The sequence below is a fragment of the Melioribacteraceae bacterium genome (assembly GCA_019638015.1).
Taxonomy (GTDB): domain Bacteria; phylum Bacteroidota; class Ignavibacteria; order Ignavibacteriales; family Melioribacteraceae; genus JAHBUP01.
The window spans coordinates 2,612,697-2,631,068 of sequence record JAHBUP010000001.1 but is presented as its reverse complement, the minus strand read 5'-3'; the positions used below and the strand labels follow the sequence as shown (position 1 = coordinate 2,631,068).

The window sequence follows — 18,372 nt, the reverse complement described above, 5'->3', positions numbered from 1 at the left end:
TTCCAGGGAAAACTTTAGTTGAATTAGGGGGGCTCTATTTGTATATTTTTAATTAATAATTTGAAAATATATGCTTATTTATAATACATACTCGCGTCAAAAAGAGGAATTTGTACCTCTCGATCCGCCTAATGTAACAATGTATATGTGCGGACCTACAGTTTATGATTATTTCCACATCGGGAACGGCCGCTCTTTTATAATGGCGGATATAATTAGAAGATATCTCTCCTATAAAGGTTATAATGTCAAATTTGTTATGAATTTGACCGATATTGATGATAAAATCATAAAAAAATCAATAGAGGAGAATAAAGATTTTAATTTGGTCTCTAATTTTTACATATCGGCATTTTTCGACGATTTGAAAAAATTAAAGGTAAGTGAAGCTTCATTTTACCCAAAAGCTACCGAGCACATTACTGAAATGATCGATCTAATTTTGACTCTTGAAAGCAAGGATATCGCATATCAAATTGATGGAAATGTTTATTATGATGTAAAAAAATTTTCCGATTATGGTAAGTTAAGTGGAAAAAATCTGGAAGAGCTGGAAAGCGGTTCTAGAGTTGAGATTAATGAGCAGAAAAGGAATCCCTTGGATTTTGTACTCTGGAAAAAAGCCAAAGAGGGGGAGCCGAGCTGGGATAGTCCTTGGGGAAAAGGGAGACCTGGCTGGCATATTGAATGTTCGGCAATGAGTTGCAAACATCTTGGGCAAAGTATAGATATTCACGCCGGAGGAAATGATTTAATATTCCCGCATCACGAAAATGAGATCGCGCAGAGTGAAGCCGTTTCTCACAACAAATTTGTGAAGTATTGGATTCATTTCGGATTTCTAAATATTCAAAATGAAAAAATGTCGAAATCACTCGGCAACTTTTTTACTACGCGAGAAATACTTAAAAAATTTTCAGCTGAATCAATTCGATTGTTTTTTCTTCAAACTTATTATAGAGGACCCCTAAATTTTAGCGAAGAACTACTTCAATCCGCTCAAAAAGGTTTTGAGAAAATAGAGAATCTTGCCCAACGAATAATAAATGCCTATTCCGAAGAAGGTAACGAAGTAAACTATCCCGAGAATTTTAATATCAGCGGTTACTACTTCGACTTTGAAAAAGCGATGGAAGATGATTTTAATACTTCGCAAGCTGTTGCGGTTATATTTGATTTTATTAGAGATGTAAATAAAATATTATCATTAGAAGGTAAAAAAAACAGAGCATTTCTTGATGATGTAAAATCATTCCTTACTAAAACCGCTCAGGAAGTCTTTGGGATAATTCACTTCGATCAACTAGATGAAAAAGAGAAAGACTCAAATCTCGAAGATGATTTAATAAAACTATTAATTACTTTGCGTGAGAATTATAAAAAAGAAAAAAACTACGCCGCTTCGGATCATATTCGAAATGAATTATTAAATCTTGGAATTATTTTGCAGGATGCTAAAACGGGCACAACATATCAGAGGAAATAACAAGTAGGGAATAAATGAAAAAAATATTATTAATAACTCTAATGACTTTTACCGCGGTAATAAATGTTTTTTCACAAGGTTCCAGCGGTTCAAATGCCAAATTTGAATACAGATATTTAATTGATATGCCCTCAGCCGGAATATTACAAAAAGGATTTTCCTCTATATCAATGGAATTAATGCCTTACGGGGTAATGATTCCAAAAATTGAGGTTGGTGTTTTAGATGGTGTTAGCTTTGGAATTTCTTATGGAGGCGGCAATATTATTGGTACCGGAAAAATGGAGTGGTATAAATGGCCCGGAATTAATATACGTGCAAGAATAATTAACGAAGAGATGATGCTCCCTGCAATTACCTTCGGATTTGATTCACAAGGGAAGGGTTTGTACGACGATGTTTTGTCCCGGTTCGAGATTAAATCACCAGGATTCTTCATTTCCGCTTCTAAAAATTTTGATCTGCTGGGTTATTTTAGCGTTCACGGAGCATTAAATTATTCCCTTGAAAGGGATGATGCCGATAAGGATCTAAATATTCAAGTTGGTTTTGAGAAAACTATTGGATCAAATTTATCTTTTATTGGAGAGTATGATTTTGCGGTTAATGATAATACCGGAAATTCTTTTGGTAAAGGTAATGGATATATGAATTTTGGATTGCGCTTCTCTTTACAAGATGGAGTGACGGTAGGATTGAATTTTCGGGATATGCTGAAAAATAGAAAAGCGATTAGCAATGTGGCGGATAGAGGTGTATTCGTCGAATATATTAAGGGATTATTCTAATATTGTATATAAAAGTATACTGTTACTGTTCATAAATCTGCACACGAATTACAAATCCTACCCGATTTGCCTTTATTTTATGTAATATGATGGTATAAATTTTGAATTAGAAAACAGAACCTCAAAGGTGAGATCATGAAAAACCAATTAAAGTATCTTGTAATAATTTCGTTATTTGCCCTCGGTGGCTGCTATACACAATTTGAAATAGGCAAATACTACGAAGATGAATACGCCGAAGATTATGAGAATGAATATGATGAGGATCAATATGCTTATGAGGATAGCACTAATGAAGAATATTACGACCAGTATTATGATGATTATTCAAGCTATAACTCATCTGCAAGGCGTTTCTACTTAGGATACTATCCTAGTCTCTCATTTAATTATGGCTGGTCAAACTATTATCGCGATTATTACTCACCATATTTTTACAGATATTACCCTTGGTCATACGGATGGGACACTTATTATTACTACAGTTTATATAATTATCCGCGTGATTATTGGTGGTATTATGGGGGCAATAACTACATCCCCGGTTATAATGCGCCACTATATACTCCTAGTGATAAAATCACAAAATTAAGAACTAATTCAGGTGATCGAGGTTCTCTACTCAGAGATAGAAATGCGAGAGTAAGTGGCGGAACAAATAGGCCAAGTGGTTCGGTTAGAGATCGAAACAGTGGCAGAGATGAAGTTGACTTGAGTAATACTAAAGTTGGTAGAAGTGGTAGTAATAATACGAAGGTTAATAAGGGAACTACTGCAGAAAATAAAGACACAAGAGTGAGAAGACCAAGCAGTAGTAATCCTACTTACAGAAGTCCTCAAGGAAGACGAAGTGATCCCGAACGCTCAAGTGGTAATTCGAGCAATAGTGGAAGCAGAGAAAGAGGATCTTACTCAACTCCTCGAAGCAGCAGTTCGCCGAGTTACAATCCACCAGCATCATCAAGTTCCAGCAGTGGCCGATCAAGTTCTGGCAGTTCTTCTAGCAGCGGCTCCAGTTCCTCCGGAAGTTCTAGTTCCGGTTCGAGTGGAAGTTCAAGAGATAGTGGTGGCAGAGGAAGATAATTTCAAAATCATTTTTAATTAATGAAACTGGGTGAGTTATGAAAAAATTAATAATTATAATGATGGTTTGTTTGTTCTCAATTACGAGTGTAAATAAATTGACCGCTCAAAATTATAATGACGCTTACAGACTATCGGAAACTCAGATTATTACAAATGCAAAATCGCTCGGTACCGGGAATGCCTTTACTGCTATGAGCAATGGGTTTAATGGCGCGCTTTTTAACCCAGCTGGATTCGCATTAGTGAAGAAATCGGAAATGACATTCTCACTAAATTATGATCAATTGGGAAACGATATTGAATTCTTTAACAGCACTAATAAGGTCTCCGATAATAGAACTGATATTAACCAAATTGGTATAGTTCTTCCTTTTAATACAAGAAGAGGAAGTTTTGCAATTAATTTTGGCTATACAAAATTAGCTGATTATTCAAAGAGAATGAACTTTGAGGCATTTAACCCTAATTCCAATTCTATGATTCAAGATCTAACTAGCTTCAATGATGATATCGCATTTAATCTTGTACTAAGTTATCCGGTTTATAATGGTAATGATTATTTATATGACGAAACAAAAATTAACGGTAAATTAAATCAGCGGGGTAATATTAAACAGTCGGGTGAGTTAACTGGATGGACAATGGGTTTCGGAATTGAAATAGCTCCCGACCTTTTCTTTGGTGGAAATCTTAATATTATTAGAGGAAGTTTTGAGAGAAACCGAAATTATTGGGAAGAGGATACGCAAAATATCTATGGATCAACTCTCGTGCTTGATCCACTTGAACCGAGATCTGCCGATTTTCAATCATTTTATTTTAATGATTTGATTAAATGGGATATTGATAGTAAGGAATGGAAATTTGGATTATTGGCAAAAATGAACCCAAATCTGAATGTGGGATTAACAGTAAAATTGCCTCAAACCTATTTAATAACAGAAGATTATAATGTTAATGCAGAAAGTAAATTTGGAACGGGCGCCACTTTTTATCAAGAACCAATTGAAAATCGTGTGAAGTATAAAATTAGACTTCCTTACGAATTTCGAGCAGGCGCAAGTTCATCTTTTGAAAATTTTACAATAAATGCTGATGTGCAATTAATCGATCACGCAAAAATTGAATTTACGGAGGGCTTTAACAATTCCAATTTGAACAGTAAAAATGAGGGTATCGAGGACAATTTAGAAAGTGTAGTTAATTTATATGCCGGGTTAGAATATAAAATGCCCGGTACAAAAACAGCTTTGCGCATTGGAGGCATGTATTTGCCTTCGGCCTACATAGATGACGGTTCTGAGTTTGCAAAAAAAATAATTACGATAGGTGTCGGTCATAAATTAAACAACTCTATTGAAGTTGATGCTGCTTATGCTTACGGGTGGTGGAAAGATGTGGGAGATAATTACAGCTCTAATCTTTCAAGAACGTTTCAGAGCTTGGCGAAAAATTATTTTACCGCTTCCCTTAAATATCTCTTTTAGGTTAGTATAATTGAATCATTTTTAAAAGCACCTTATCTTTGAGGTGCTTTTTTATTTTAAAGGAGGATGCATTAAAGGTAGAATTTATAAAATTGAGAGCAAAGATTATTATGTTTCCGATGCAGTTGACAGTCTAATAAGATGCTCTCTTCGTGGTAGATTTCAGAAAGAATTTGCTTTAAAAAAAGATAAACTTTATAAAGTTGATTTAGCTGCTGTGGGTGATTATGTTGAATTTGAATTCAACAAGGATGGTACCGGTGTAATCGAAGAAATTTACCCGAGAAAAAATCATGTTTCAAGAAAAGCTCCAAAAATTAAAGGGGCTAGTACACGCGGAGAAAGATTAGAACAAATTATTGCCTCCAACTTAGATTTATTGGTTGTTACTTCAAGCGTTAAAAATCCTAAATTCAACCCAAAGGTGATCGACCGATTAATTGTAACCGGTGAAAGCTCCAATCTAGATGTAGCAATAGTAATCAACAAAATAGATCTCGGTTTAGCCGAAGATATAATTGAATTGGCAGATATTTATAAAGAAATTGGTTATAAATTAATATTCACGAGCAAGGTAAATGGAGAAGGAATTGAATCCCTTAAAGAATTATTGAATAATAAAACAAGTTTAATTTGGGGGCAATCGGGAGTAGGCAAATCATCACTGTTAAATATTCTTTATCCTCATTTATCACTTCGAACGGGGGATATAAGTTACTCAACATCAAAAGGAATACATACAACAGTAACAAGTGTAGTCCTTCCAATAGATGAAAATACATTTGTAATCGATACTCCCGGCATTAGAGAGATTGATCCTTATGGAATAAGAGAAGAGGATTTGGGGCACTACTTTAAAGAATTCTCTGAATACATTAATAACTGTAAATTTAATACATGTACTCATAATCATGAACCGGGCTGCGCTATTGTTGAAGCTGTACAAAATGGAGAAATAGCAATTGAAAGGTATGAAAGTTATCTGGCAATTCTTCAAACTATCGAAGAGGATATGAACTTTTAATTTTATTCATCATCGATATAATAAACTCCTTTACTATAATATCGGGAACTCCATCCTTGTGAATCGATTTTAATCTGAAATCACACTGGTCATTCACATAATCAATTAAATAAAAATGATGATTCCCGGTAAGTGCAACCTCGCTCGAAAAATAATCAAGATTAGTTATTCGGGCTAGTCTTTTTGAAATCTTGAAAAGATTGTGAAGGTTTTCACTAGCGAGTTCTTTTTCTTTAATCTTTCTGTAAAGTAAAGACTGGTCATCCCACATCACCGGAGATGCATGGTCAAAAAACCAGAAAATTCGAAACCATGCTCTTTTATTCATGATTTTTTTTGGCTCAATTTTTTGTTGAATTAAATAGGGCTCTGTTGGACTGCTCTCTCTTTCGGATTGAATTTGAGAAATAGTTTTGCCGTCAGTTATTACACCTTGTGCACCGCCGGAAAAGATAGCAGGTTTAATAACAAAAGGGATTCCAATTTTTTGTATTTGCTGATAAGTAATTTGTTTGCCATAATCATGATCGAATGCGGGAAGTATAATTGTTTTAGGGAGTGTAAACCTTTTCTTAATCAACTTTTTATGCATGAAAGCTTTATTAACAACTTTGGTAACAATTTTAGGATCATTAATTAACCAACAATTTTTTCTGCGCAATATTTTAGTTAATTGAAGAAATCTCGGATTTTCATCCGAAGCTCTATCGAGATAGGTATTGAAGTGGATTAATTTGTTCCGTAGGAGATAGACAGTTTCATCGAGATTATGTTCACTAATTATGTAGGTACTTAAATTATTTTTGTGAAAAATTTTCTCTAAAATCTGTATAAACTCTTGGTCAAATTCCCAAATAAACGATATGGCTAAATCAAATTTTTTCATTAAACGATGCAAAGATAATTAATTCAACTTTGGCCGGCAATCTTTGACCTTGTATCTATATGATTGTTCGCTTAATTTTTGCTTCAAATTAAAGGAGTTTATGAAATACTTTTCAATTTTGTTATTGATGTTAATAGCAGCATGTTCTGGTTCCCGAAATCTATCGGATCAATCAACCCAAAATTCATTATCCGCAGATAAAAAACAGTTAGCATTAGAAAAATTTATAGATGGTTCGATTGCCGAAACTAAAGGGAATATAAATCAAGCAATTGAGTACTACAGCCAATCGGTTCTATTAGACCCCCAACCTGGAATTTATTATGCTTTAGCAAAAAATTATTGGAGAATAAATAAATTATCTAATGCATTAGTAAATATTAGATTGGCGGTGGCTGAAGACTCATTGAATATTAATTATCTAACAATGCTCGCAAATATTTATAGCGCCTCAAATTTAAATGAACTCTCAATAGCAACATATAAGAAAATTATATCAGTCGATTCATTGAATGTACCCGCCTATTATGGCTTAGCGCAACTTTACGAAGGTTCACGCCCTTCCGAAGCAATTGACCTTTATAAACGGGTGATTGATATTATCGGGCCAGAGTGGAGTGTTGTTGTAAAATTAATTGATATTAATGAAAGACAGGGAAACTTGAAGGAGAGTGTTTCGTTTATTGAGAAATTATTAGAATTGAATCCTTCCGATTTACAGCTTCAAAAAGTATTGATCGACGCATTAATAAAAACTGATCAATTTGAAAAAGCAATTAGTAAGACAGATCAAGCTTTAACATCATTCCCGAATGATGCCGGTTTGATTGAACTAAAAGGAAATGCACTGATAAATATGGGCAAAATTGCTGAGGCGTCTACTTACTACATGCATTTAATTAAGCTGGATGAAATTACTCATGAAAATAAAATTAGAATTGCTTCTGCTTTCTATGCTCAGTCAATTAAAGATTCATCCGCTGTGAAAATCGCAAAAGACTTTTTTGAAACTCTCGATAAAGATACAACCGATTGGCAGATCAAAGCTTCACTAGGTGAGATAGCTGTAAATGAAAAAGATATAGATAAAGCGGTAAAATATTTCAACGAGTCAGTTAAACTTGCTCAGTGGAATCTCCAATTAATTGTGCGGTTTGGGGGACTTCTCTTCGATAATCAAAAATATAGTGAGGCGGCAGAATTTCTAAAAGAGGAAGTAATTAAATTCCCAAATGATTTTATGATAAATCTTATCTATGGTCTCTCCCTCTCACAACTTGGAACCCATATTGAGGCTAAGCCGGTGCTTGAATTATGCGTTAAACTCAACCCGAATGATATTACTTCACTAACTTCGCTCGGTTTTACACTCAATCAATTAAAATTGGAAGATGAAGCGCTGGTTCATTTAAATAAAGCATTAATTCTTGACCCGGAAAATTTGCAGGTGATAAGTATTATAGCACTAATTGAAGAAGGAAAAAAGAATTATGCTGTTTCTGATTCGCTATATTTAAAAGCGCTGGCAATTGATCCCGAGAATATTTTGATATTAAATAATTATGCCTATTCTCTATCTGAAAGAGATTCCAATTTGGAGCAGGCACTTGAATGGTCTAAGAAAACAGTGGAGCAAGAACCTGAGAATGCGTCATATCTTGATACGTTAGGTTGGATCTATTATAAATTGAGTGATTATAAAAATGCAAAAGTTTACCTTGAAAAAGCGGTTGCAATTGAAAGCGATAACCCAACTTTATTGGATCATTTAGGAGATACTTATTTTAGACTGGGAGATAAGAACACAGCAATTCAACATTGGGAAAATGCATTTAAATTAGATTCTACTAAAGATGAAATAAAACAGAAAATTGAAAAAGGTGGATTGTGATTAAAAAATATTTATTACTGGTGATTGCCGGATTATTTATTTATGGATGTGTGCCAACTAAAGAAATTTCTGATGAAAGATCTATCTCGGCAGATCGACTTTTAAAAAGAGTTGAAGCCAACAGAAGAAAAGTAAAAACTTTTTTGGGTATTGGTACTTTGGATATTAAGAGTAGCGAAATTAATGCTAAAAGTAATTTTGAAGTTAAAATTGTTCGTCCAGATTCTGTCACGATTTCATTATTTGGACCATTTGGAATTGATCTCGCAAGAATTAATGTAAACAATAAAGACTTTGTTTTTCTCGATGTGATAAATAACAGAGTTTATAAAGGAAAGGTTGGTCCGGGAGTTATAAAGCAAGTATTGAAAATTGATATTCAATTCGATGAATTAATTAATTTATTAACCGGCTCCGTTAATCTATCAGATAAATTGTCGTTTCAGCCGGAGGCTAAATTATTAAATGAGAATAATTATTCAGTGGAAATAAACGATGACCAAAACAATACAAATTTTATATATACAATAAATTCTGCGAATCTGGCAATTTCAGAATTTAAGATAATTGATGATAGTAAATCACTTTTTTCTGCTGAATATTCAGACATATTGCGATATGATGATGTACCTGTAGCAAGGTCAATTAAAGTAAATGATATCAGAGGTAATCAAAAAATTAATGTTATGTATAGAAAAGTAGAAATAAATAAGAATGTCGGTTCGTTAAAAATAGAGATACCGGAAGATGCCGAAATTACAAACTGGTAAAATTTTAATTCTGCTATTGTTGCTTGTTTCACACTCTATCCCTCAAAAACAAGATTCAATAAAGAATAGAAATCTTGAGCTGCAAAAAATAAAAAAAGAAATTACTACTCTTGAAAAAGAGCTGAAATCAAAAACGCAGAAAGAAAGAGAATCTATAACAGCGATAGAAAATATCAGCAAACAAAATCTACTACTCAATAAAGTTATTACAGGATTAATTGCTGAGGAACGATCAAAAGAAAACGAACTATTTGTTATTCAATCAGAATTACGAAAGGTTGAGAATAGAATTTCAACTCTACAAAGTAAATATGCTAGATATATTGTTTGGCTTTATAAAAACAGCAGTTTATCGATGTTAAGATTTTTGCTTGACGCTGAGTCATTCAACCAATCTTTTAAAAGGTACCAATATCTAAAATTTATCTCGCGCGAAAATGAAAAAACCGTAACTAAACTTCGTAGCAGTAGTAATGAGCTTCACTCGTTAAGAATTCAGCTGGAATTTGAGAGAAGTGAAAAGGAACGATTTGTCCGTCAGAAAATTTCTGAGCAGGCAAGATTAACACAAAAAGAATCGGAGCGAAAACGGCTTTTATCGGTTCTTCGCAAAGATCAAAAAGCAATTCTCGAAGAAATTGCATCAAAAAGAAAAGCTGAAATTGTGATTAAGTCGATCATCACAAAATTAATTGAATATGAGCGGGATAGAAAAAACAGAGTACGTGAACAGAAAGCTTCTCAAAAAAACTTTACCCAAGAATTTGACTACAATTCATTTCAAAATTTTGTTCAGTTAAAAGGTAACCTGGGCTGGCCTGTGAAATCCGGTTCTGTGTATCGCGCCTTTGGCGAAAATAAAAATGAAAAACTTAAAACTGTTACCCTTAATTATGGAATTGATATTCAAGTTGTTGGTGATCAAAATGTAGTTGCAATAGCCGAAGGTATTGTTTCGGCTATCGATTGGATACCTGGATATGGCAGCATTGTGATTATTACTCATAGAGATGAACATAGAACTGTATACGGACATGTAGCTAATATAATGGTTAAAGAAGGGGACAGAGTAACTGCCGGTACTGTAATTGGTAAAGTGAACGAAAGTCTTGAAGGGAATATTCTGCATTTTGAAATTTGGAGTGAAAGGAATTATCAAAATCCAATTATCTGGTTAGCAAAAAAATAACTATCCTGTTTTAACCATATTTTTATTTAAAAATTCTCTCAATTCATTAACCGATTCAAAAATAAAATCAGCTCCCATACTCATTACTTTTTCTTTAGCATAACTATCCCAAACAACAGAAGCTACTTTTACTCCCGCGGAATGAGCTGCAATTACATCTGCCGGAGCGTCGCCAATCATAATCACATTGGATTTATTCAGATTATATTTGTTCACAAAAACCTCTATCCCTTCGGGTGATGGTTTGTGATTCTCTACATCATCCCCAGTTACAATCATATCGAACAGATCTATAGCGCCTATTTTCTCTAAAGTAATTTCAGAGGATAATCTTCCTTTCCCTGTATAAATTGATAAGGGGATATTCCGTGATTTCACTAGTTTCAAGATTTCTAAAATTCCAGGATAAGCATCAGCCATTTGATGATGCATTGCAGAATAAAAATCATAATAGTCTTTTCGTGCATCGTCGTAATTGTCTTTCATCCACTCCTTTAATATTACATCCTCTGTAGGTCCGAATAAAGCAATTATCTCCCCATCAGTTAATTTTTTCCCTAGATATTTTTTTGCTACATGGTTAAATGACGCAAAAATTAATTCGTTAGTTGCTGTTAATGTTCCATCAATATCAAAAATAACGCCTTCAATCATATTTCTCTCAGATTAATAAAAAATAAATTCCCATTAGAGTCGATAAGATAAATTTTTCTCTCCTGTAATAACCCAATCTTAAGTATATTATTCTCACCGCTAAAGATTTCTGATTCTTTCTTTTTCGAATCAACTATTATCAATTTTGTTTTTTGGGAATAAAGCAAAAAGTTTTTATTGCTAATTATTGATGAAGTGGTATCATTAGTTGCGTAATTACTTTTAATACTAGTATAATATTTACCAGATGCGGGTTCTATCCAATAAATGCGATCATTGGTTGCTCGTGCCAATAGAAACTTTGAATCGAAAGTTAGACTTATTTTGTTTTGAAATTTAATGTTAGTTGTTTTCCATGTTAATCTACCTAATTGAATATCTATAGCATAAACAGTTCCATTTTCACCTACAACAAAAACATTCTTATCGTTTATTAAAATAGGGGAGCCATCAAAACTGCTTGTCTCAGTTTCCTTCCACCGCCAAATCAGCAATCCGTTGTTTATATCGACACAATTTAAATAACCTTCATTGTTAGTAAAATAAAGTCTTTTTTTACTAACCAGTAACTGCGAATTGATAAGGTTGCTACTAAAATCACTTCTCCAATATTCTTGGAGCGTTTCTAAATCGTAACAAACTATAACCCCTCCTTTATTCCCAATTAGCAGAGCGGTTTTTGAGTCGTTCATTTTTGGGAAAACCAACTCTTTTCTCCCCTCATACTCAAACGATGAAATACCACTGGAGATTGAATCACCTGTTCCGAATGATTGGTCCTGCATTCCGGTTTTTTCTTCAATTAAAATTAAATCTCCATCAGTGGTGCCAATAACTATAAAATTGTCACTGTATACGGGTGAGACTGAAATCTGGGTGTAGATGTTTTTAATCCATTTGGATTTTAATTCTTCATCGAAGTAGGTTAAGTATGTGCTGTCGTAGGTAACCAAGATTTTATTGTCAGGTTGAAATAAAAATAAATTAGAAACCCTGGGCAGTTCCGATTTAATGTAGCTTTCAACAAAATTAGTGTTGACGTAAACTGAATCGGACTGAGTCCATCCAGTTATCCCAGGTAAGAAAAAGAGTATATAAAGTAATAATTTGTTCATAATTGGGTGTAAATTTACAAAAACAATAACTTCTATTTGGTCTTAAAATTTTACCTAAATTGTAACTGCCTTTCAATCTTTATATATTTTCGCACTTAATTTTAAAGAATAATGAAAAACATCAGAAATTTCTGCATAATCGCACATATTGATCATGGAAAATCCACTATTGCCGATGGACTCCTTGAATTTACAAATACAATCTCGAAAAGAGAAGCCAAAGACCAGCTCCTCGACAGTTTAGATCTTGAAAGAGAGAGAGGGATAACCATTAAATCGCATGCGATACAAATGAAGTATATCGCAAAAGATAAAGAAACTTATACTCTCAATTTAATTGATACACCCGGGCATGTTGATTTTTCGTATGAAGTATCGAGATCACTCGCCGCTTGTGAAGGCGCCGTACTAATTGTTGATGCCGCTCAGGGAGTTGAGGCGCAAACAATAAGTAATCTTTATATGGCAATTGATGCAGGACTCGAAATTTTACCTGTTATTAATAAAATTGATTTACCCAGCGCGATGGTCGATTCGGTTAAACATCAGATTATTGATTTAATTGGTTGTAATGAGGAGAGTATAATATTAGCTAGCGCAAAAACAAGAGTAGGTATTGAAGAAATATTAGAAAGTATTGTTCAAAAAATTCCCCCGCCAAAAGGGGATGAAAATGCTCCACTACAGGCATTAATATTCGATTCAATTTTTGATGTGTACCGTGGAGCTGTTGCATACATCCGAGTTATGAATGGCATCATCAAAGAAAAAGATGAAATTAAATTTTTTGTAAATGATAAAAAATATTTGGCTGAGGAAGTCGGCACATTAAGATTGGGTAGAATTAGAACCGGGGAATTGAGAGCAGGTAATGTGGGCTATCTTATTGCAAATATAAAAGAGATTCATGATACAAAAGTTGGTGATACTGTAACTCATCTTAGAAATGGTACTGATACTCCATTGCCCGGATATAAAGAAATTAAGCCAATGGTATTTAGTGGATTGTACCCAACCGATTCTGATGAATATGAAGATTTACGTGAAGCATTAGAAAAATTTAGATTGAACGATTCAGCATTAAGCTTTATTCCAGAGACTTCCGCGGCACTCGGTTTTGGGTTTAGATGCGGTTTCCTTGGTATGCTTCATATGGAAATAGTGCAGGAAAGATTAGAAAGAGAATTTGATCAATCAATAGTAACAACACTTCCCAACGTTGAGTATTGGGTTTTCAAGAAAGATGGGACAAAATTAGTTGTAGATAATCCTGCAGATATGCCCCCCGTTGGAGATATTGATCATGTTGAGGAACCATATGTTATTGCACAAATTGTGACCCCGAGTGAATATGTTGGGAACTTAATGCAGTTGGCGATTGAAAAAAGAGGTATTTATAAAAATACAACTTATTTAGATCCAACTCGTGCCGATTTAACATTCGAGTTTCCACTGGCTGAAATAATCTTTGATTTCTACGATAAGCTCAAATCGATTTCTCGCGGCTATGCTTCATTCGACTATGAATTTATTGATTATCGCGAATCAGATCTTGTGAAACTTGACATAATGCTTAATGGAGATAAAGTTGATGCTCTTTCTATTATTGTTCATGAAAAGAAAGCTTACAGCTGGGGATTAAAAGTCTGTTCCAAACTTAAAGACTTAATCCCGCGTCAAATGTTCGAAATTGCTATTCAAGCGGCTATTGGCGCTAAGGTAATTTCCAGAACAAATATAAAAGCAATGCGTAAAAATGTACTCGCGAAATGCTACGGTGGCGATATTTCGAGAAAAAGAAAACTTCTCGAAAAGCAGAAAGAAGGTAAGAAAAGAATGAAGCAAGTAGGAAATGTTGAAATACCACAAGAAGCATTTTTAGCAGTATTACAAATAGAAGATTAAAATAAGGTTCGTTTTATTATGAGTATATTCAAAAAAGATAGTAAAGAAAAAGAAACGAAGAAAGTTATAAAAACCCCCAAGCAAAAGTTTATTGAGTTTTGGAAAAATTTATTGTTTGCTGCAATTGCCGCTCTTCTTATAAAAACATTTTTAATTGAGACTTCCCGTGTTCCAACCGGATCAATGGAAAAAACAATTCTAGTTGGTGATTTCTTATTTGTAAATAAATTTATTTACGGCGCCTCATCACCAAGAACAATCCCTTTCACAAATGTTGTACTTCCATATTTTCAACTTCCATCAATTCGGGAACCAAAAAAGGGGGATATTGTAGTGTTTGAATATCCGGGTGATAGAGATGTATTTAAACCTGTGCAAATTGATAATTATGTGAAAAGATGTATTGGTGAGCCTGGTGATACAATAGAGATTATTGATAAAGTAGTTTTCATAAATGGCAAAGAGGCACAGCGTCCATACGAAATTCAATACTTAAATAATTATGTCACTCCAAAGGGAGTTCCTAATCCACGAATCTTTCCAAAAAATTCCTTCTTTAATGAGGATAATTATGGACCAATTATCATTCCGAAAAAAGGGGATACACTTTATCTTACTTTTGAAAATATAGAGCAGTGGCGAACTATTATCGATAGAGAATTTGATAAACGTGCGGTAATAATTGAAGGGGATAAAATTATTATAGATGGTGTGCATACTAATTCCTACATTTTAAAAGATGATTATTATTTTATGATGGGGGATAACCGGGATGATAGCGCAGATAGCCGGTTCTGGGGATTTGTTCCTCGAAGCAAAGTTGTTGGTCAAGCTTTAATGATTTATTGGTCATGGGATCCAAGTATTCCATTCTCCGATTTTTTCAACTTACTCGGCTCAGTTAGAATAAACAGAATTGCAAAATTAGTCCATTGAGTTTGAACTCTTTCATTGAGTATATTCATACCCAAAAATGAAAGGATTCCGGATGAAATTTCTCTTCCCCGTTTTATTACTATTGTTGATCACTTCGACAATCTATTCTCAGCAAAAATATTTTGTTTATTTCAAAGATAAAGGGATCTCACAAAATCAGACCTTGAATAAAAGTTCTGCCCTTTTCCAGGAAGCAGAAAAACAACTCACCACAAGAGCAATCGAACGTCGTAAATCTGTTTTGGGAGATGAAAAATATATCACAATTGAAGATCTACCGGTGAAAAGTGAATATCTCGAAGCATTAAAATTAGAAGGGATAAAGATTCATCATGTGCTTAAATGGTTTAATGCCGCATCGGCTTATTTGAATGATGAAGAAATAAAAATAATATCGAAGTATGAATTTATTGATAGAATTGAACGAGTGAAAGGGTTTACATCTGCGAAACCTATTGATGAATCAAAAAGTATTGAACCGCCGATTAGCTTGAACAAAACTATTGGACTAGATTACGGATTTGCTTTAACACAAAATGATTTATCTGAAATTCCAGCTGTTCACAATTTGGGTATCGATGGCAAAGGCGTAATTATTGGTATTCTTGACACCGGTTTTAGGTGGAAAACAGTTCCATCACTTCAAACTAAAAATGTAATTGCTGAGTATGATTTTGTTTTTAAGGATGCGAATACAGCAAATGAATCAAATGACCGATCAGATCAGGATAGACATGGAACAAGAGTTTTTTCAATTATGGCGGGAAATGAACCTGGTAAATTAATTGGTCCCGCTTATGCCTCCTCTTTTTTATTAGCAAAAACCGAAGACATCCGAGTAGAAGTAAATAGTGAAGAGGATAATTATGCCGCCGCACTTGAGTGGATGGAATCTAAAGGTGTTGATATAACAAGCAGTTCATTAGGCTATAGAGTTTTTGATAAAGAACAAACTTCATATAGTTATCAAGATATGAATGGATTTACAACCATAGTTGCTAAAGCGGCTAATCTCGCATTTGATAGGGGAGTTTCAACTTTTACTGCCGCCGGTAACGAAGGCATGGATCTTATTTCCTCACCAGGTGATGCTTTTAATATGATAACAGTTGGAGCTGTATCCTCAACAAATTCCTTGGCATCGTTCAGCAGTCGTGGACCGTCTTCTGATGGAAGAATAAAACCGGAAATAGTTGCGCAGGGTGTTTCAGTTTATCATGCTATCGAAGGTACAGCTAATTATGGATCGGGTAATGGCACTTCTTATGCAACTCCAATTGCCGCGGGAATCGCGGGCTTATTAAAATCAGCTTATCCGCATCTTAATAACCGACAAATTAGAAATATCTTTCTTGAGAGCGGAGATAATAAAACAGTACCAAATAACGAAAGAGGATGGGGTTTAATCAGCGCTAAAAGAGCAATTAATTATCCTAACTTAAAATTGAATGGTACTAGTTTCCTCCTTAATAAAGCATTTATTTATAGCTCCGGAGTAAAATCAAATTCGGTCAGTTTGAATTATTCTTCCGGTTCGGGATTATTCACAACAATACCAATGAGTTTTGATGGCAATTTTATTTTCTCATGCGAGCTTCCAAATTCAAATCCAGGTGCTAATGTTGAATTCTATTTTACTTATGAATCGGAGACTGGAGAATTTAAGCGCGATCCCTTTTCTGATAATTATAAACTAAAGTTTGGTGATGTTGTAGTTACACTTTCCGATTTAATAGAAGATAGGGAATTGCCTTCAGATTTTAATTTATACCAAAATTATCCAAATCCCTTTAATCCGGAAACTACCATCAGATATCAGCTTTCAGAAATAAGTCATGTCACATTAAAAGTGTATGACATTTTGGGTAGAGAAGTTGCGACATTAGCTAATGAAGTGATGCAACCGGGAAATTATAAAGTGAAATTTTCAATTAATAATATATTATCTAGTTCTTCACTCTCTACTTTTACCAGTCTTGGGCAGGCAAGCTCAACACTCTCAACCGGTGTATATTTTTACCGATTAACTGCCGGCAATTTTTCACAGACAAAAAAAATGGTTTTGGTGAAATAATTATGTCAAAAATTATTAATGAAAATCAATTAGATTATTTAAATAATTTTCGCAATGAAAAGAATGATTTATTAATTGAAATGGAGGAATACGCGAGAGCGAATAAAATACCTATATTAGATTGGCTCTCATCCGAATTTTTAGAACATATGATATTGACTGCCCGCCCCAAAAGAGTACTTGAGATCGGAACTGCGATTGCATACTCATCTATTCGTATCGCACGCTCGCTACGGAAAAAGGGAATAGTGGACACCATTGAAAAAAGTGAACCGAACATTGAAACTGCTTACGGTTTTATTAAACGAACCAATTTAGAAAGTAAAATAAATATACTTGAGGGGGATGCTCTCGATTTACTGCCGCGTCTTTCGAAAAAATATGATTTCATTTTTCTTGATGCAGATAAGGAAGATTACGAGACTCTGTTTCACTTTGCACTGATGTTATTGAAGAAAAAGGGGATAATATTTATTGATAATTTATTGTGGAAAGGTTATGCCGCTTCCAAATCGGTCCCTCATAATTTTAAGATATCAACTCAACACGTTAGAAAATTCAATGATGTTTTTATGAATCAAAAAAATCTTAAAGCCTTTATCTATCCAATTGGTGATGGAATAGGCATCGGGGTAAAGTGTTGATGAATCAATTAAATGTTGCAGAAATATTAACGTCAATCGGGGAATTATCAAATAATAAAATTAGTTTTAAAGACGATGTTGAGATAATTCTGAATCATTCAATTCAAACTGATAAAATAGACCTCCTCAAAACACTCGCATTTGAAGCTAAATATTCAACTGGACTTTTGAGAGTAATTACTCAAAAAGATAAAATAATTGATGAAGAATATTTCCAAAAAATGAAAAGCGAATACACTGAATCCGTAAGAAAGCTGAGGGAAAAATTAGCAGTACTATTAATCGACGCTTCCCCCTTTATAAAAGAAATATTTGAAATTAAGTTTTTAGAAATGTCACAAACCGGAATGATGAATTTGAATAAGCTTTGCGCAGATTTAAGTTATGTTAAACTTTACTTTAACGATCAGAAATAAAAAAGGACTTGTAAACTACTC

The 18,372-nt window shown here is 33.9% G+C and carries 16 protein-coding genes; 13 read left to right on the top strand and 3 right to left on the bottom strand.

Going from position 1 to position 18,372, the window contains the following annotated elements:
• Window positions 1–70 precede the first annotated feature (70 nt).
• The 5 genes from cysS to rsgA all read left to right on the top strand — a co-directional run bounded on the left by cysS (window position 71) and on the right by rsgA (window position 5,871).
• Window positions 71–1,486: a cysteine--tRNA ligase gene (gene cysS, locus KF816_11260; GenBank protein MBX3008587.1), complete on the top strand. Its 1,416-nt coding sequence runs from the start codon at window positions 71–73 to the stop codon at window positions 1,484–1,486.
• A gap of 14 nt (window positions 1,487–1,500) precedes the next feature.
• Window positions 1,501–2,274, top strand: a complete 774-nt coding sequence (locus tag KF816_11255; GenBank protein ID MBX3008586.1) for a hypothetical protein — start codon at window positions 1,501–1,503, stop codon at window positions 2,272–2,274.
• A gap of 135 nt (window positions 2,275–2,409) precedes the next feature.
• Window positions 2,410–3,357, top strand: a complete 948-nt coding sequence (locus KF816_11250; GenBank protein MBX3008585.1) for a hypothetical protein — start codon at window positions 2,410–2,412, stop codon at window positions 3,355–3,357.
• 38 nt (window positions 3,358–3,395) lie between these two features.
• The gene (locus KF816_11245) at window positions 3,396–4,847 is read left to right on the top strand and encodes an outer membrane protein transport protein (GenBank protein MBX3008584.1); all 1,452 of its coding nucleotides are present in this window, start codon (window positions 3,396–3,398) and stop codon (window positions 4,845–4,847) included.
• 43 nt (window positions 4,848–4,890) lie between these two features.
• Window positions 4,891–5,871: a ribosome small subunit-dependent GTPase A gene (gene rsgA, locus KF816_11240; protein MBX3008583.1), complete on the top strand. Its 981-nt coding sequence runs from the start codon at window positions 4,891–4,893 to the stop codon at window positions 5,869–5,871.
• Here the strand turns inward: rsgA and KF816_11235 are convergent.
• A complete protein-coding gene (locus tag KF816_11235) occupies window positions 5,846–6,757 on the bottom strand; it encodes a hypothetical protein (GenBank protein MBX3008582.1) in 912 nt (303 codons plus the stop codon). The two genes, rsgA and KF816_11235, sit on opposite strands and share 26 nt — an antisense overlap.
• Before the next feature lie 100 nt (window positions 6,758–6,857).
• Between KF816_11235 and KF816_11230 the strand changes: the two genes are divergently transcribed.
• The 3 genes from KF816_11230 to KF816_11220 are packed head-to-tail and all read left to right on the top strand — an operon-like array spanning window position 6,858 to window position 10,607.
• Window positions 6,858–8,648, top strand: a complete 1,791-nt coding sequence (locus tag KF816_11230) for a tetratricopeptide repeat protein (GenBank protein MBX3008581.1) — start codon at window positions 6,858–6,860, stop codon at window positions 8,646–8,648.
• Window positions 8,645–9,418 carry a DUF4292 domain-containing protein gene (locus KF816_11225; protein ID MBX3008580.1) on the top strand — a complete coding sequence of 258 codons (774 nt, stop codon included), beginning with the start codon at window positions 8,645–8,647 and terminating at the stop codon, window positions 9,416–9,418. Before KF816_11230 ends, KF816_11225 begins: the two co-directional genes overlap by 4 nt.
• Window positions 9,396–10,607 carry a peptidoglycan DD-metalloendopeptidase family protein gene (locus KF816_11220; protein ID MBX3008579.1) on the top strand — a complete coding sequence of 404 codons (1,212 nt, stop codon included), beginning with the start codon at window positions 9,396–9,398 and terminating at the stop codon, window positions 10,605–10,607. The genes KF816_11225 and KF816_11220 overlap by 23 nt, the downstream gene beginning before the upstream one ends.
• Here the strand turns inward: KF816_11220 and KF816_11215 are convergent, their stop codons facing one another.
• On the bottom strand, window positions 10,608–11,261 hold the full coding sequence (locus tag KF816_11215) for an HAD family hydrolase (GenBank protein MBX3008578.1): 654 nt from the start codon (window positions 11,259–11,261) through the stop codon (window positions 10,608–10,610).
• The gene (locus KF816_11210; GenBank protein ID MBX3008577.1) at window positions 11,258–12,376 is read right to left on the bottom strand and encodes a PQQ-binding-like beta-propeller repeat protein; all 1,119 of its coding nucleotides are present in this window, start codon (window positions 12,374–12,376) and stop codon (window positions 11,258–11,260) included. The genes KF816_11215 and KF816_11210 overlap by 4 nt, the downstream gene beginning before the upstream one ends.
• Window positions 12,377–12,487: 111 nt before the next feature.
• Here KF816_11210 and lepA point away from each other — a divergent pair, with 111 nt between their 5' ends.
• Genes lepA through KF816_11185 form a run of 5 tightly spaced genes read left to right on the top strand, consistent with a single transcriptional unit; the run spans window position 12,488 to window position 18,351 of the window.
• The gene (gene lepA / locus KF816_11205) at window positions 12,488–14,281 is read left to right on the top strand and encodes a translation elongation factor 4 (GenBank protein ID MBX3008576.1); all 1,794 of its coding nucleotides are present in this window, start codon (window positions 12,488–12,490) and stop codon (window positions 14,279–14,281) included.
• An 18-nt stretch (window positions 14,282–14,299) separates the two neighbouring features.
• Complete coding sequence (lepB, locus tag KF816_11200) at window positions 14,300–15,217, top strand: signal peptidase I (protein MBX3008575.1); 918 nt, start codon at window positions 14,300–14,302, stop codon at window positions 15,215–15,217.
• A gap of 52 nt (window positions 15,218–15,269) precedes the next feature.
• Window positions 15,270–17,291, top strand: coding sequence for a S8 family peptidase (locus KF816_11195; GenBank protein ID MBX3008574.1), 2,022 nt, complete (start codon window positions 15,270–15,272; stop codon window positions 17,289–17,291).
• Window positions 17,292–17,293: 2 nt separating this feature from the next.
• Complete coding sequence (locus tag KF816_11190) at window positions 17,294–17,935, top strand: O-methyltransferase (protein ID MBX3008573.1); 642 nt, start codon at window positions 17,294–17,296, stop codon at window positions 17,933–17,935.
• Complete coding sequence (locus KF816_11185) at window positions 17,935–18,351, top strand: hypothetical protein (protein MBX3008572.1); 417 nt, start codon at window positions 17,935–17,937, stop codon at window positions 18,349–18,351. The genes KF816_11190 and KF816_11185 overlap by 1 nt, the downstream gene beginning before the upstream one ends.
• Window positions 18,352–18,372: the final 21 nt, after the last annotated feature.

Bases quoted from the DNA above. Each gene is read 5' to 3' on its own strand.
- KF816_11215 (MBX3008578.1), bottom strand. From the start codon at position 11,261: ATGATTGAAGGCGTTATTTTTGATATTGATGGAACATTAACAGCAACT.
- KF816_11245 (MBX3008584.1), top strand. From the start codon at position 3,396: ATGAAAAAATTAATAATTATAATGATGGTTTGTTTGTTCTCAATTACG.
- KF816_11185 (MBX3008572.1), top strand. From the start codon at position 17,935: ATGAATCAATTAAATGTTGCAGAAATATTAACGTCAATCGGGGAATTA.
- KF816_11210 (MBX3008577.1), bottom strand. From the start codon at position 12,376: ATGAACAAATTATTACTTTATATACTCTTTTTCTTACCTGGGATAACT.
- cysS (MBX3008587.1), top strand. From the start codon at position 71: ATGCTTATTTATAATACATACTCGCGTCAAAAAGAGGAATTTGTACCT.
- KF816_11230 (MBX3008581.1), top strand. From the start codon at position 6,858: ATGAAATACTTTTCAATTTTGTTATTGATGTTAATAGCAGCATGTTCT.
- KF816_11220 (MBX3008579.1), top strand. From the start codon at position 9,396: ATGCCGAAATTACAAACTGGTAAAATTTTAATTCTGCTATTGTTGCTT.
- KF816_11255 (MBX3008586.1), top strand. From the start codon at position 1,501: ATGAAAAAAATATTATTAATAACTCTAATGACTTTTACCGCGGTAATA.
- lepB (MBX3008575.1), top strand. From the start codon at position 14,300: ATGAGTATATTCAAAAAAGATAGTAAAGAAAAAGAAACGAAGAAAGTT.
- KF816_11250 (MBX3008585.1), top strand. From the start codon at position 2,410: ATGAAAAACCAATTAAAGTATCTTGTAATAATTTCGTTATTTGCCCTC.
- KF816_11190 (MBX3008573.1), top strand. From the start codon at position 17,294: ATGTCAAAAATTATTAATGAAAATCAATTAGATTATTTAAATAATTTT.
- KF816_11235 (MBX3008582.1), bottom strand. From the start codon at position 6,757: ATGAAAAAATTTGATTTAGCCATATCGTTTATTTGGGAATTTGACCAA.
- KF816_11195 (MBX3008574.1), top strand. From the start codon at position 15,270: ATGAAATTTCTCTTCCCCGTTTTATTACTATTGTTGATCACTTCGACA.
- lepA (MBX3008576.1), top strand. From the start codon at position 12,488: ATGAAAAACATCAGAAATTTCTGCATAATCGCACATATTGATCATGGA.